General features: G+C 60.8%; 14 protein-coding genes. 5 read left to right on the top strand and 9 right to left on the bottom strand.

All coding sequences use genetic code 11. The features are described from left to right. Positions 1-49: 49 nt before the first annotated feature. Entirely contained in the window at positions 50-1,312 is a 1,263-nt protein-coding gene (gene purD / locus ACOYQJ_RS19010) for a phosphoribosylamine--glycine ligase (protein ID WP_422907581.1), read from the top strand. Between the two features lie 96 nt (positions 1,313-1,408). Here purD and ACOYQJ_RS19005 read toward each other — a convergent pair whose 3' ends face one another. Both ACOYQJ_RS19005 and mgtE read right to left on the bottom strand, forming a co-directional pair. Next, a complete protein-coding gene (locus ACOYQJ_RS19005) occupies positions 1,409-1,969 on the bottom strand; it encodes a 5-formyltetrahydrofolate cyclo-ligase (RefSeq protein ID WP_422907580.1) in 561 nt (186 codons plus the stop codon). Positions 1,970-1,978: 9 nt separating this feature from the next. After that, a complete protein-coding gene (gene mgtE / locus ACOYQJ_RS19000; RefSeq protein WP_422907579.1) occupies positions 1,979-3,367 on the bottom strand; it encodes a magnesium transporter in 1,389 nt (462 codons plus the stop codon). A 156-nt stretch (positions 3,368-3,523) separates the two neighbouring features. Between mgtE and guaD the strand changes: the two genes are divergently transcribed. Continuing rightward, a complete protein-coding gene (guaD, locus tag ACOYQJ_RS18995) occupies positions 3,524-4,816 on the top strand; it encodes a guanine deaminase (RefSeq protein ID WP_422907578.1) in 1,293 nt (430 codons plus the stop codon). 4 nt (positions 4,817-4,820) lie between these two features. Here guaD and ACOYQJ_RS18990 read toward each other — a convergent pair whose 3' ends face one another. The 4 genes from ACOYQJ_RS18990 to ACOYQJ_RS18975 form a co-directional block, all read right to left on the bottom strand. Then, entirely contained in the window at positions 4,821-5,243 is a 423-nt protein-coding gene (locus ACOYQJ_RS18990) for a CAP domain-containing protein (RefSeq protein ID WP_422907577.1), read from the bottom strand. Positions 5,244-5,252: 9 nt separating this feature from the next. Beyond that, complete coding sequence (locus tag ACOYQJ_RS18985; RefSeq protein ID WP_422907576.1) at positions 5,253-6,593, bottom strand: 8-oxoguanine deaminase; 1,341 nt, start codon at positions 6,591-6,593, stop codon at positions 5,253-5,255. Between the two features lie 80 nt (positions 6,594-6,673). Then, the gene (hisN, locus tag ACOYQJ_RS18980) at positions 6,674-7,480 is read right to left on the bottom strand and encodes a histidinol-phosphatase (RefSeq protein WP_422907575.1); all 807 of its coding nucleotides are present in this window, start codon (positions 7,478-7,480) and stop codon (positions 6,674-6,676) included. Between the two features lie 52 nt (positions 7,481-7,532). Continuing rightward, complete coding sequence (locus ACOYQJ_RS18975; RefSeq protein ID WP_422907574.1) at positions 7,533-7,907, bottom strand: helix-turn-helix domain-containing protein; 375 nt, start codon at positions 7,905-7,907, stop codon at positions 7,533-7,535. A gap of 281 nt (positions 7,908-8,188) precedes the next feature. Here ACOYQJ_RS18975 and ACOYQJ_RS18970 point away from each other — a divergent pair, with 281 nt between their 5' ends. Continuing rightward, positions 8,189-9,160, top strand: coding sequence for an NADPH:quinone oxidoreductase family protein (locus tag ACOYQJ_RS18970; RefSeq protein ID WP_422907573.1), 972 nt, complete (start codon positions 8,189-8,191; stop codon positions 9,158-9,160). A 36-nt stretch (positions 9,161-9,196) separates the two neighbouring features. On the opposite strand, the gene ACOYQJ_RS18965 is transcribed toward ACOYQJ_RS18970, so the two are convergent. Together ACOYQJ_RS18965 and rpoH are read right to left on the bottom strand one after the other, a co-directional pair. After that, positions 9,197-10,171, bottom strand: coding sequence for a Gfo/Idh/MocA family protein (locus ACOYQJ_RS18965; RefSeq protein ID WP_422907572.1), 975 nt, complete (start codon positions 10,169-10,171; stop codon positions 9,197-9,199). Between the two features lie 194 nt (positions 10,172-10,365). Further along, on the bottom strand, positions 10,366-11,262 hold the full coding sequence (gene rpoH, locus ACOYQJ_RS18960; protein ID WP_422907571.1) for an RNA polymerase sigma factor RpoH: 897 nt from the start codon (positions 11,260-11,262) through the stop codon (positions 10,366-10,368). 313 nt (positions 11,263-11,575) lie between these two features. Between rpoH and ACOYQJ_RS18955 the strand changes: the two genes are divergently transcribed. Further along, a complete protein-coding gene (locus tag ACOYQJ_RS18955) occupies positions 11,576-12,232 on the top strand; it encodes a DUF4386 domain-containing protein (RefSeq protein ID WP_422907570.1) in 657 nt (218 codons plus the stop codon). Here the strand turns inward: ACOYQJ_RS18955 and ACOYQJ_RS18950 are convergent. Then, complete coding sequence (locus ACOYQJ_RS18950; protein WP_422907569.1) at positions 12,204-13,244, bottom strand: pseudouridine synthase; 1,041 nt, start codon at positions 13,242-13,244, stop codon at positions 12,204-12,206. The two genes, ACOYQJ_RS18955 and ACOYQJ_RS18950, sit on opposite strands and share 29 nt — an antisense overlap. On the opposite strand from ACOYQJ_RS18950, the gene ACOYQJ_RS18945 reads away from it, so the two are divergent. Beyond that, positions 13,243-13,557: a DUF6476 family protein gene (locus ACOYQJ_RS18945; protein ID WP_422907568.1), complete on the top strand. Its 315-nt coding sequence runs from the start codon at positions 13,243-13,245 to the stop codon at positions 13,555-13,557. The two genes, ACOYQJ_RS18950 and ACOYQJ_RS18945, sit on opposite strands and share 2 nt — an antisense overlap. The last annotated feature ends 13 nt before the right edge of the window (positions 13,558-13,570 follow it).

Genomic DNA, 13,570 nt, shown 5'->3' with positions numbered 1-13,570 from the left:
TCCGCCCGTCTAAAAGCCCCTAAAGACTCGCACAGATGGAGAGCGCCTCATGAACATCCTCATCCTCGGCAGCGGTGGCCGTGAACATGCCCTTGCCTGGGCGACGCTCCAAAACCCGAAATGCGACAAGCTCATCGTAGCGCCGGGCAATGCCGGGATCGCGCAGATCGCCGAGTGCGCGCAACTGGATGTCAACGATGGCGGCGCGGTGTCCGAGTTTGCCAGCGAGAACGCCATCGATCTGGTGATCGTCGGCCCCGAAGCGCCGCTGGCTGCCGGTGTCGCGGATCGTCTGCGCGAGGCAGGCTTTCTGGTCTTTGGCCCTTCGGCGGAAGCAGCGCGTCTTGAGGCTTCCAAAAGCTTTACCAAGGAAATCTGCGACGCCGCGCAGGCCCCGACGGCCGCTTATGGCCATTTCACGGATGCCGAAAGCGCCAAGGCGCATGTGCGCGCCACGGGCGTTCCGACAGTGGTCAAGGCCGATGGGCTGGCCGCGGGCAAAGGCGTGATCATCGCGGAAACGCTTGAGCAGGCAGAGGAAGCCATCGACGACATGTTCGGCGGCAGTTTTGGCGGTGCGGGCGCCGAGGTGGTGATCGAAGAATTCATGACCGGCGAAGAAGCCTCGTTCTTTGTGTTGGTGGATGGCGAGGTCTGTTTGCCGATCGGCACCGCACAGGATCACAAGCGCGTCGGCGAAGGCGACACCGGGCCGAATACCGGTGGCATGGGCGCCTATTCCCCCGCCCCGATCATGGACGAGGCCGTCACGCAAAAGGCACTTGACGAGATCGTGCGCCCGACGATGGCGGAAATGGTGCGTCGCGGCAGCCCGTATCAGGGCGTTCTGTATGTCGGTTTGATGATCGAGAACGGTCAGCCCCGGCTGGTGGAATATAACGTGCGGTTCGGTGATCCGGAATGCCAGGTGCTGATGCTGCGCCTAGGCGCGCAGGCGTTGGACCTGATGCACGCCTGTGCCGAAGGTCGGCTGGCAGAGGCGCAGGTCAACTGGGCCAATGATCACGCCATGACAGTCGTTCTGGCGGCCAAGGGCTATCCTGGTGACTACGAAAAAGGCAGCGTGATCAAGGGTCTGGATGCGCTTCCCGAAGACAGTTTCCACATGATGTTCCATGCCGGGACGACGCTGAAAGACAGCAACGTCACGGCCTCTGGCGGGCGAGTACTGAGCGCCACCGCACGCGGGACAACTCTGCAAGAGGCGCGCGAGCGCGCCTATGCGCTGGTGGACGGTGTGGATTGGCCCGAAGGGTTTTGCCGCCGCGACATCGGCTGGCGGGCGCTTTGATCGGTCTGATCCGATTGCGCGCCTGTGGCGCACCGTTTTGATGTGGATGGGGGCTTTGCCCCCAAACCCCCAGGATATTTTCGGACCAATGAAACGCTAACGCCCGGGTTCAATGACCTCGGATTCCGTGACGATCAGGTCAAGCGGTTGGTCGGTGGGCTCCAGCGGGATATCCGGATCTTCCTGAGCCGCGAAAGCGAAACCGATGGCAAGGGTCGGGCGTTTTGACCGCAGCAATTCCAGAGTGCGGTCGTAGAAGCCTCCGCCATAGCCAAGTCGGCCGCCGGTTCGGGTGAAGGCGACCAGTGGGACAATCAACAGTTCCGGCTCGAAAAAATCGAACGTTTCGGGGATTTGCGCCCCGAAAGGCCCCTCCACCAGTGGGCACTCTGGTTCCCATTTGGCAAACTTTAGCGGCAGGCCAGCGCCTTGGATCACCGGAACACCGACCAGGCCATGAGCTGCGGCCTCCGCCATGGCGGGCAGTGGATTGATCTCGGTCCGGATCGCCAAGAACCCGGACATTGGCACACCGCGATACCCGGCCAGCACTTCGCTGAGTTTCCCGGCGGCACCGGGGCCGTGGTTGTCGAAGGCGTCTTTGCGGCGCAGAAAGGCGGCTTTTCGGGCGGCGCTTTTACGTTCTTGCAGTGACATGCACATTCCTTACAGCAGGACCACGACCGCCAACCCGAGAAACGCGAAGAAGCCAACCACATCGGTCACCGTGGTTACAAACGCGCCCGAGGCCAGCGCCGGGTCAACCCCGGCTTTTTCCAGCATGACCGGGATCACGATGCCTGCCAGCCCCGCAACGACCAGATTGATCACCATTGCGGCAGCGATAACTCCGCCCAAAGCAGGCGAGCCGAACCAGAGGATCCCGACGATCCCCATGACCACGGCAAAGACAAGGCCGTTGATCAGCCCCACGATCACCTCGCGCCGGATCACCCGCCACAGGTTGGAGGTTGTCAGGTCTTTGGTGGCCAGCGCGCGCACCGCCACAGTCAGACTTTGCGTGCCCGCATTGCCGCCCATGGATGCCACGATCGGCATGAGCACCGCGAGTGCCACGACCTGCGTGAGCGCGGCTTCGAACTGGGAGATCACGAGGCTGGCCAGAACGGCAGTGACAAGGTTCACTGCCAGCCATGGAAAGCGCCGCTTGGTGGTATCAAGCACCTTGTCCGAGAGACTGCTTTCATCGCCCACGCCGGCCAGTCGCAGGATGTCCTCTTCGTGTTCCTCATCGAGAACCGCCATGGCGTCATCGATGGTGATCACGCCGACCAGCCGTTCGTTTTCATCGACGACCGGCGCCGAAATCAGGTGGTACTGGTTGAAGGCATAGGCCACGTCGGCTTCGGGTCGGGTGACGGGAATGACGTGAAAAGTATCCTCGATCAGCGAGCGCAAGAGCACCTCGCGGCGCGAGCCCATGAGCTTGCCCAAAGTGACATTTCCCACCGGGCGCAGCTTGGGGTCGACCATGATGATGTGATAGAACTGTTCAGGCAGATCATCGGTATTGCGCAGGTAATCAATGGCTTCGCCGACATTCCAATGTTCCGGCGCCATGACCACTTCGCGCTGCATCAAACGACCGGCCGAGAATTCCGGATAGGTCAGCGATTTCTGAACCGCCGCCCTGTCATTGTCTTCCAGCGCCTCGAGGATCGCCTCTTGTTGCGGCTCGTCCAGATCTTCGAGCAGGTCGACCACATCGTCCGAATCCAGCTCGCGGACGGCATCGGCCAGAACCTGCGGGTTCAGGATGCCGATGACTTCCTCACGGATCGATTCGTCCAGTTCGGACAGGATGTCGCCGTCGAATTCCTGTCCGTAAAGGCGGATCAGCCGCATCCGGTCAAACGCGTTGATCTGTTCGAGAAGGTCGGCGATGTCGGCCGCGTGCAGCGGGTCCATCAGCTCGATCAGCTGATCGCGATCGCCGATGTCGACCGCATACAGGATCTGCGCAACAGCCTTGCGGTTCAGCGCATAGGCGTCGTCATCGTCCTCGGGGGCGGTTTCGTGGGATTCGTCTAGCATGCTCACCCTCCCTATTTTGTAGGTTGTTCCGGCGCGCATGCCCCGGCTGCGTTGGGGTCAAACTAGGGCATCGCGCGCGTAAGAAACAGGGCAAAGCGGTAATTTACCTTTGTCATTTCCGCGTCTAGTCTGACCTGTCCGAACCGGAGCCGATCCATGAGCCAAGCCCACCTTCATCTGGGCCAGACCCTGAGTTTCGTCGCTGATCCCTTTGAGCAGGGGCCCGAGGCTGTGCGGGTCGACGCACAGGGGGCGGTCTTGGTGCAGGATGGAAAGATCGCGGATCTGGGCAGCGCTGCCGACTTGCGCAAGCGGCACCAGAAGGCCGCTGTGACCGACCACGGCGACGCGCTGATCCTGCCCGGTTTTGTCGATGCTCACGCGCATTATCCGCAGACCGGGATGATCGCAAGCTGGGGCAAACGCCTGATCGACTGGCTCAACACCTACACCTTTCCCGAGGAAATGCGCTTTGCCGATCCCGCCTATGCGGCCGAGGTCGCTGGCCGCTATCTGGACCTGCTTCTGGACAATGGGACCACAACGGTTTGCAGCTACTGCACGATCCACCCGGTCTCGGTTCAGGCGCTGTTCGAGGCGGCCGAAGCGCGCAACATGCGCGTTTTCGCAGGCAAGACCTGTATGGATCGCAACGCGCCCGAGGGGCTGCGGGACACACCGCAAAGCGCCTATGACAACAGCCGCGTCTTGGTGCGTGAATGGCATGGGCGCGGGCGGGCCTCTTACGTGATAACGCCGCGGTTCTCGCCGACCTCAACCCCTGAGCAGCTTGAGGCTTTGGGGGCACTTTGGGCCGAAAACCCAGATTGCCTGATGCAAACCCATCTAAGCGAACAGCTGGATGAGATCGCCTGGGTCAAAGGCCTGTTCCCCGAGGCGCGCGACTATTTGGACACCTACGAAGCCCATGGCCTGTTGGGCGCAGGCGGTCTTTATGGGCATGCCATTCACCTTGAGCCGCGCGAAAAGGACCGGCTGCGAGAAGTCGGCGCGGCGCTGATCCATTGCCCGACGTCAAACACCTTTATCGGCTCGGGACTGTTCGATATGGCAGGATTGATCGCCCAAGGGCAGCGCGTTGGTCTGGCCACCGACACTGGCGGCGGCTCGTCTTTTTCGATGCTGCGCACCATGGCGGCGGCTTATGAAATCGGCCAGTTGCGCGGCACGGCCCTGCATCCGGCCCAGTTGATCTGGCTGGCCACGCAAGGATCCGCCCGCGCGCTGCGGGTCGACGACAAGATAGGCAATCTGGCCAAGGGCATGGAGGCGGATTTCACGGTACTCGATCTTGCCTCTACCCCCGCCATCGCTCAGCGGGCAGATCGCGCCACCGACATATGGGAGGCGCTGTTCCCGACCATCATGATGGGTGATGATCGGGCGATCAAAGCGACCTATGTGGCAGGCAAATCAATGATGCCCTGAGGCGTCAACAACTTGTGCTGCCCAGAACCATCACCCAGATATCGCCCTCGTAGCGTACAAGCCCGTATTCCTTGATTTGCGGCAACAGCATATTCTTGCGGTGCCCTGACGATTTGGCCCATCCCCCCATAACTTCGGTCAAGGAGCGCTGACCCTTGGCGATGTTTTCGGCAATCATGCATGGACGATAGCCCTTGCGCTTGGCGCGCTGCATAGGTCTTGAGCCGTCGCTGCCCACATGGGCAAAGAACCCTTTGCGCGCCATATCTCGGGCATGCGCCATTGCGGCTTGTTCCAATTTGCTGGACGGCTTGACCGGGCCCAGTCCTTGTTCCGCCCGGAGCCCATTCAACATCTGGGTGGCCTGCTGCGCGCTGGCACCGATCGGCAGGGTAAGGCAAATCAGAAAAGCTATGAGTTTATACATGAACACCCTCTACGATTTCTCAGCCAGCCCTAGGGCTAGACGATTCTGCTTAACAATCGCCTGCGACAGATCGAAGGTAACAATCTCTCCGTCCCGAACCACTTGCCGACCTTCAACCAAAAGATGTCGAACCCGCGTCGGACCCGCAAGCAGAAAGGCGGCTTTGTCCCAACTGCCGGCGGATTCTATCCCGCTGACATCCCAAATCGCCACATCGCCGCGCTTGCCAACGGCGATCTGACCGCAGTCATGACGCCCTAAAACTTCGGCGCCGCCGCGTGTGGCGATGCGCAGGGCCTCGCGCGCGCTCATGGCATCGGCGCCCTTTGCCACCCGTTGCAGCAACATCGCCTGACGCGCCTCACCGACCAGCGATCCGGCATCGTTCGAGGCCGAACCGTCAACCCCCAACCCAACCTTGACCCCGGCATCGTGCATCGCCCGCACCGGAGCGATCCCACTTCCAAGCCGGCAGTTCGAACAGGGGCAATGGGCCACGCCCGTGCGGCTTTTGGAAAACAGATCAATCTCTTGCCCGTCCAGCTTGACGCAATGGGCGTGCCAGACATCATCGCCGGTCCAGCCCAGATCTTCGGCGTATTGGCCGGGGCGGCACCCGAATTGCGCTTCGGAATAGGCGATATCCTCGTCGTTTTCGGCCAGATGGGTGTGCAGCATCACTCCCTTGTCGCGGGCCAGAATCGCAGCGTCGCGCATCAACTCTCGGGACACTGAAAAGGGAGAACAGGGGGCCACCCCGACGCGCACCATCGCCCCGTCCGATGCATCGTGAAAGGCGTCGATTACCCGGATGCAATCCTCAAGGATCGCGGCCTCTTGCTCGACAAGGGAATCCGGCGGCAAACCGCCCGCGCTTTCGCCGATGCTCATTGCGCCGCGCGTCGGGTGAAACCGCAGGCCCACTTCGGCGGCGGCGTGGATCGTGTCCTCAAGCCTTGCGCCGTTGGGATAAAGGTACAGATGATCCGACGACATCGTGCACCCCGACAGCGCCAGTTCCGCCAGTCCGATCTGGGCCGAAATAAATATCTCCTCTGGGCCAAATCGCGACCAGATCGGATAGAGCGTTTTCAGCCAGCCGAACAATAGCGCATCCTGCCCGCCGGGCACCGCGCGGGTCAGGGTCTGGTACAAATGGTGGTGCGTGTTCACAAGACCGGGCGTCACCACGCAGTTACCAGCCTCGATCACCTCGCCGGTGGATTGCAGACCTTGGCCAATCCCGGCAATGACACCGTCCTTGAGGCGGATATCGACGGCCGACAACTCGCTGTCCGCGTCGTCCATGGTCAGGACAGTTTGGGCGTTTCGGATCAGAATTTCAGGCATTTTTCCCCTCTCACAAACCCCTTTTCAGTGAGAGAGTGCGCGGCGCCGGAAAAGGGGAAGTGCGCACCGCTTTTGACGATTTACCCCGAAGCGTTCAATAATTCCAGAGCCTGAGCATGCAGGCTTTCGTTGGCAGCAGCCAGCGCCTGCCCGCCCTCGTGGACTTTGCCCCCCTGCCAATCGGTGACAATACCGCCCGCAGCCTCGATCACCGCGATCGGCGCCTGAATGTCATAGGCGTTCAAGCCCGCCTCGATCACCAGATCGATCTGCCCTGCGGCCAGCAGCGCATAGGCATAGCAGTCCATGCCATAGCGGGTCAGCTTGGCCTGACGTGCAACGCGGGCAAAGGCCGCGCCTTCTTCGGCGCTGCCGACCTCGGGGAAGGTGGTGAACAGGATCGCCTGATCCAAAGCCTGCGTTGGCTTCACGCGCAGATCTCGCGTGCCCAAGGGGCCAGACCAATGCGCCTGCCCAAGCCCGCCGACAAACCGTTCGCTGGTATAGGGTTGGTCGATCACACCCAAGATCGGCCCCGTATCATCCGAAACGGCGATCAAGACACCCCAAGTCGGCGTGCCCGAAATGAAGCCGCGCGTTCCGTCGATCGGGTCAAGAACCCAAGTCAGGCCAGTGCTGCCCGGGGTCGCGCCGAATTCTTCGCCAAGGATTCCGTCATCAGGTCGACGCATTTCCAAGATTGCGCGCATCGCCAGTTCGGCTTCGCGGTCTGCAATCGTGACGGGATCAAACCCAACAGCGAGCTTGTTGTCCGACACCAGATCAAAATTGCGGAAATACGGCAAAATGACCTTACGCGCGGCCTCCGCCAAGGACACCGCGACGTCGATCAATTCATGTGACAGGTCATCAGAAACAGATGCCATCTTCCCTCCGGCGCTCAGGTTCCCCCAGAGCTACCGCAGGGAAAGACGCGGCTCAAGCCACGTCAGACAGAACACGCGCCAGTTCGAACAGGCGGCGGCGCTGGTTTTCAGGGATGGCATAGTAGGAACGCACCAGATCCAGTGCTTCCTTGTCACCAAGAATATCGGCGGGGACACTTTCGGACTTGGCTGCAACATCGCCGTCTTCTGCTTCGATCCCTTCGAAGAAGAAGCTGACGGGGACGTCCAAGGCATCGGCAATATCCCAAAGGCGGGATGCGCTCACACGGTTTGCACCGGTTTCATACTTCTGAATCTGTTGGAATTTGATTCCAACATGCTCAGCAAGCTGCTGCTGCGTCATACCCACCAACCACCTACGGTGGCGGATACGCTTACCCACATGAACGTCTACCGGATGCGCCATCATTACTATCCTATGCTATTTCGCCCGACCAACCCGTTGAAAAACGATGTTACCATCAATCACGGCGGCCCAATCCCTTCTTACGCGGAATTATCCGCAAATGAGTACAGCATAGATATATAACAAATCAAGAAGTAAGAACCTGTGATGATGGTAAAGTTATTCTCAATTCGCCACAAAGTTGCAAGCGACTTGTCAATGTATACGTAAGGAAAACAGTGCTAGCCCCTTGAACATACGCTTACTTTAGGGAACCCTCCGTCGAAATGATCGGAGACCCCATGCGCGCGCTGCACCTGACATCCCACGAATCCCCCCCACAGCTCACAGATCTGCCGGTGCCAGCCCCTCAATCTGGCGAAATCCGGCTTCAAATTGCCGCCTGCGGGTTGAATTTCGCGGACCTTTTGATGCTCAACGGTACCTACCAAGACACCCCCTCCCTACCCTTTGTCATGGGGATGGAGGTCGCAGGAACGATCGAGGCCATCGGACCGGGCGTCACCGGCTTTGCCATTGGCGACCGGGTTGCGGTCTATGGTGGTCAGGGCGGCTTGGCGGAACTGGGCTGTTTTTCGGCGGATCGCGCCGTCAAACTGCCCCTCAGCATGAGCTTTACGGACGCCGCCGCCTTTCAGATCGCCTATGGCACGAGCCATGTCGCCCTTGATCATCGCGCTCGCCTGCAACCGGGCGAGACGCTTTTGGTGCTGGGGGCTGCGGGCGGCGTTGGCCTGACCGCGGTTGAGATCGGCAAACTGATGGGCGCCCGCGTCGTGGCCTGTGCCCGCGGCACTGATAAACTGAAGGCTGCAAAGGCCGCTGGCGCGGATCACCTGATCGACGCCAGCACGCAGGACATCCGCGCCGAGATGAAGACCCTCGGCGGCGCCGATTTGGTATATGATCCCGTTGGCGGCGAACAGTTCACAGCCGCGTTCCGCTCTTGCCGCCCCGAGGGGCGCATCCTGACCATCGGCTTCGCCAGCGGCGATGTCCCGCAGATCAAAGCCAACCACCTGCTGGTCAAGAACCTCTCGGTTCTCGGGCTGTATTGGGGTGGTTATCTGGCCTTCAAACCGCAGGTTCTGACCGGGTCGCTGTCTCAGCTTCTGAGCTGGCATGAAGAAGGCCGCCTGCATCCGCATGTCAGCCATGTGCTGCCGCTGGACCAAGCGCTGGACGGGTTGGAACTGCTGCGCAGCCGCAAATCCACGGGCAAGGTGGTGATCACGATTACTGCGGACGCCTGAGCCTTTGCACTACCGAGATCACCCTGAGCCCCGGCTTCAGCTTTTATCCTTGGCCCAGACCATGTCGATCATCGCCTGCGTGCCGCGCGAGAACTCGAGCGGACAGGGATAGGGCGCCCCATCCAGAACCGTCGCGTTGAAAGCCTCGACCTGGTTCACGTAGTGCTGCGCTGCCGGAAAGCGGTATTCGACCACCTCTTGCCCCGGCTTGTGCAACTCGATCCGGGCTTCGCCGTAAACCTGCGGGTTGAACGGCGCCGTCAGACGCAGCAGCCCGCCCTCGCCGTGAAAGGTCATATCCTGCCACGGACTCATCCGCATCGATACCACGCCGGTGTAATGGAACGACGGGAAGCGCGCGGTGATATGCGACCAGACATCCACACCATTCTCGCGCGTGATCTCGGTCGAGAGGATCTCTGACGGCTCCTCCCCCGTTACAAAACGCGTTGCGCCATAGATATACACCCCGATATCCGGGATCGCGCCGCCGCCCGTGTCAGGCCGGTTGCGAATGTTGGCGGTGTCACTTCGGTTGTCGTAGGAAAACGCGCCTGAGACGCGCACCAGCTTGCCGATGGCGCCGTCCTGCACCATCTCGCGCGCTTTGATCCACTGCGGGTGGTGCACGATCATATAGGCTTCGGCCGCCAGCAGCCCGGTCTTGTCGCGCGCCGCGATCACCGGATCAAAGCCGCCCGCCTCCATCGCCAAAGGCTTTTCGACCAGCACATGTTTGCCCGCATCCAGCGCCTTTAGCGCCCATTCCACATGCAGATGGTTTGGCAGCGGAACATAAACCGCGTCGATTTCGGGATCAGCCAAAAGCGCCTCATACCCGTCGTGCACCGTCAGCCCCGGCGCCATCCTGGCAAACGGCGCTGCCTTTTCGGCGCGTGACGTCGCCAAGCCTGCCAGCCGCCCACGCTGTGCCAGATGTATCGCTGGCCCCATGTGCTCTTGCGCGAATTTGGCCGCGCCCAGAATGCCCCATCTTACGTGATCGGCCATTTTATCCCTCCCTTTTGGTGACACCGACAGGTTAGACAAAGGGGATGGCGCCGCAAGGGCAAAGCCTCGCTTTTCCGGCCTCAAGTTAGGTCACTCGCAGAAGACCAAAAGGCAAAGCGACCCGGAAGGCCTTTAATACTGAAAAACCCCCGCGCCATTCGGCACGGGGGTTGAGAAAGTGACTGGAATCCGCGTCAGGCGCTGGTCAGCATCCCCTGCTTTTGCGCCAAATCGCGCATCCGTGTTTGCAGTTTTTCGAACGCCCGCACTTCGATCTGACGAATACGTTCGCGCGAGACGTCATAGACCGTGGAAAGATCCTCCAGCGTGACGGGCTGATCGGCCAAGCGGCGCTGGGTCAGGATGTCTTTTTCGCGCTCGTTCAGCACGTCCATTGCCTCGGCCAGAAGGGCACGGCGCGCCTCCAGCTCGTCGCGTTCGGCGTAATCCCCGGCCTGATCGGCGTCTTCATCCTCGAGCCAGTCCTGCCATTGCATCGACCCTTCGTCGGTGCTGCCCACCTGAGCGTTGAGCGAGGCATCGCCGCCCGACATCCGCCGGTTCATCGAGATGACCTCGGTTTCGGTGACGCCAAGATCGTTGGCGATGCGCGCCACGTGTTCAGGCCGCAGATCGCCTTCTTCCAGTGCGCCGATACGGGCCTTGGCCTTGCGCAGGTTGAAGAAAAGTTTTTTCTGCGCGCTGGTGGTGCCGAGTTTCACAAGGCTCCACGACCGCAGGATGTATTCCTGAATGCTGGCGCGGATCCACCACATGGCGTATGTTGCCAGACGAAAGCCCTTCTCCGGGTCAAACCGTTTGACCGCCTGCATCAGGCCGACGTTCGCTTCGGAAATCACTTCGGCCTGCGGCAGACCATAGCCGCGATAGCCCATAGCGATCTTGGCCGCCAACCGCAGGTGGGACGTGACCATCTTGTGCGCGGCCTCGGTGTCTTCCTTTTCGACCCAGGCCTTGGCCAGCATGTATTCTTCTTCGGGCTCCAACAGCGGGAACTTGCGGATTTCCTGCAAGTAGCGGCTCAGGCCCGCTTCCGGCGACGGGGCCGGCAGATTTGCATAGTTACTCATGTCACTCTCCCTCTAGGGACGCCAATGTTACGGCGCTTAACATCCAGATAGGTAGCCTTTTTTGAGGTTTCAAGCCTCTAGACTCACAATCGTTGATACGAAGTTAAGAAAGATTTCCGTCGGTGAAACCTTTGTGTCAGCGCTGTCACGCCCTCGTGCATTTCGTGTCAAAAACCACCAATCAATGCATATGCGCATGGACGCAATTCGAATTCGGCGGATCAACATACACTTATGAATGCCCTAAAGTCAAGTAATTCGATGGATGCCAAGATTTGATGTGAAAGGACAAACCATGCAACGGGATGCAAGTATGGCACCACAGAGCGCAGTTTTGGAACGCAGTGCCGGGGCGCTTTACGTTGTGATCATAACCGCTGGGCTGACCAGCGAATTGGCCTTGCGCGGACCACTTATGGCCAGTGCCGATCCGGCAGCGGCGATTGCGGCGCATTTGCCCGCCTTTCGCGCCAGCCTGCTGGGGGATCTGACCATGATCCTGGCCGATATCGCATTGGCCCTGATCTTCTTTGCCCTGCTTCGACGGATTTCCGAAGGATTGGCGCGCGCGGCGATGGTGTTGCGCCTGATGCAGGCGGCGCTGATCGGCATGGGGCTGGTGCTGTTGGCAGGCGTGCCCATTGTGCTGCCGCAGGATCCTGCGCTGGCGCTGCACCTTACACAGATGCACGCAGCGGGCTATGACATCGGGCTGATCTTTTTTGGCGTGAACAGCCTGATCATGGCGGTCTTGCTGTCCCGCGCTGGCGGTGTGCCAAAAATCATCGCGGCGGGCATTGGTGGCTCGGGTTTGGTCTATATCGCCGGAGGGCTGGCCCGGATCGCCGCGCCAAACCTGCTGGCGCCGCTGCAATACGCCTATGCGCTGCCAATGCTGGCCGAGACCGCGCTGGCGCTGTGGTTGCTGATCACCGGCCGGATTATGGGCCGGATCGTGGCGCGGCCCTGAGCGCAACAAGCAGGTCTTCCATATCCTTCGGCAAGGCGGCTTCGAACAGCATCTCCTCGCCGCTTTCGGGATGAACAAAGCCCAGTTCGGCGGCATGTAAGGCCTGCCGGGCAAAGCCGGTCGCCGCAGCGTAAGCGGTGTCGCCCAAGGCCTTGGGCGACAGCTTGCGCCGCCCGCCATAGACCTGATCGCCAATCAGTCCATGGCCAGCGTGCGCCATATGCACCCTGATCTGGTGCGTGCGCCCGGTTTCCAGTCGGCACTCTACCAAAGCCACCACGGGCGGCGCGCCAAAGGTCTCCAGTACGCGGGCCCGAGTGACCGCATGGCGGCCCTGCCCATCAAAAAAGACTGCCTGTTTCTGCCGATCTGTCTTGTGCCGCGCCAGCCCGGAGGTAATCACAATCTCTCCGCCCTGCCCCGCCGAGACGCCGCGCGTGCCCAAAAGGCGCGGATCGCCCCGGTCCGGCACCCCATGCACCACCGCACGATACGACCGCCGCGCCGTATGTTTTTCGAACTGCTTGGCCAGCCCATGATGGGCCATGTCCGACTTGGCCACCACCAACAGCCCGCTGGTGTCCTTGTCGATACGGTGCACGATCCCAGGGCGTTTTTCGCCGCCGACACCGGACAGCTTGCCGTCAAAGTGATGCAAAAGCGCATTCACAAGCGTGCCATCGGGCGTTCCTGGCGCCGGGTGGACAACCATGCCCGCAGGTTTGTTGATGACGATCAGCGCCTCGTCCTCATAGACGATGTCCAGCGCGATATCCTGCGCCACCACGTCATAGTCTTGCGCTTCGGGAACGGCGATGGTGATCTCATCGCCCTCGACAACCCGCGCTTTGGGGTTGTCGAGCACTTCATCGCCGCGCCTGACCGCACCACTCGCGATCAAACGGGCCAGACGGGTGCGCGACAGCGACGCGGCCTCTGGCACATCCCGGGCAAGCGCCTTATCAAGGCGCGGCGGTGGATCGGCCGCGATAAAGACGGAAAGCTGTGTCATGGCCTCTCCTGATGAGCCCAAAGAAAATCTGCCCGAACCGCCTCAGCTGCGCTTTCTTCGGCTGCTGGTGACTGTTCTTACGGCGGTGATGATCAGCGGGATCCTGTTGATCCTGTTCCTGATCTGGCACCGCTATAGCAATGCCCGCGCCCCGCTGCCAGAGGTGATCACCCTGCCCTCGGGGGCACAGGCGACAGCCTATACGCAAGGATCCGATTGGTACGCTGTGGTCACCGAAGGCGACGAAATCCTGATTTTTGACCGTGCCTCGGGCCAGTTGCGCCAAACCTTGCGCATCGAAACGCCAGACTGACAAGACGCCCGCC

The organism is Pacificoceanicola algae (assembly GCF_049341065.1).
Lineage (GTDB): Bacteria > Pseudomonadota > Alphaproteobacteria > Rhodobacterales > Rhodobacteraceae > Pacificoceanicola.
The sequence above is the reverse complement of the archived record's forward strand: the minus strand, read 5'-3'. Positions and strand labels throughout refer to the sequence as shown.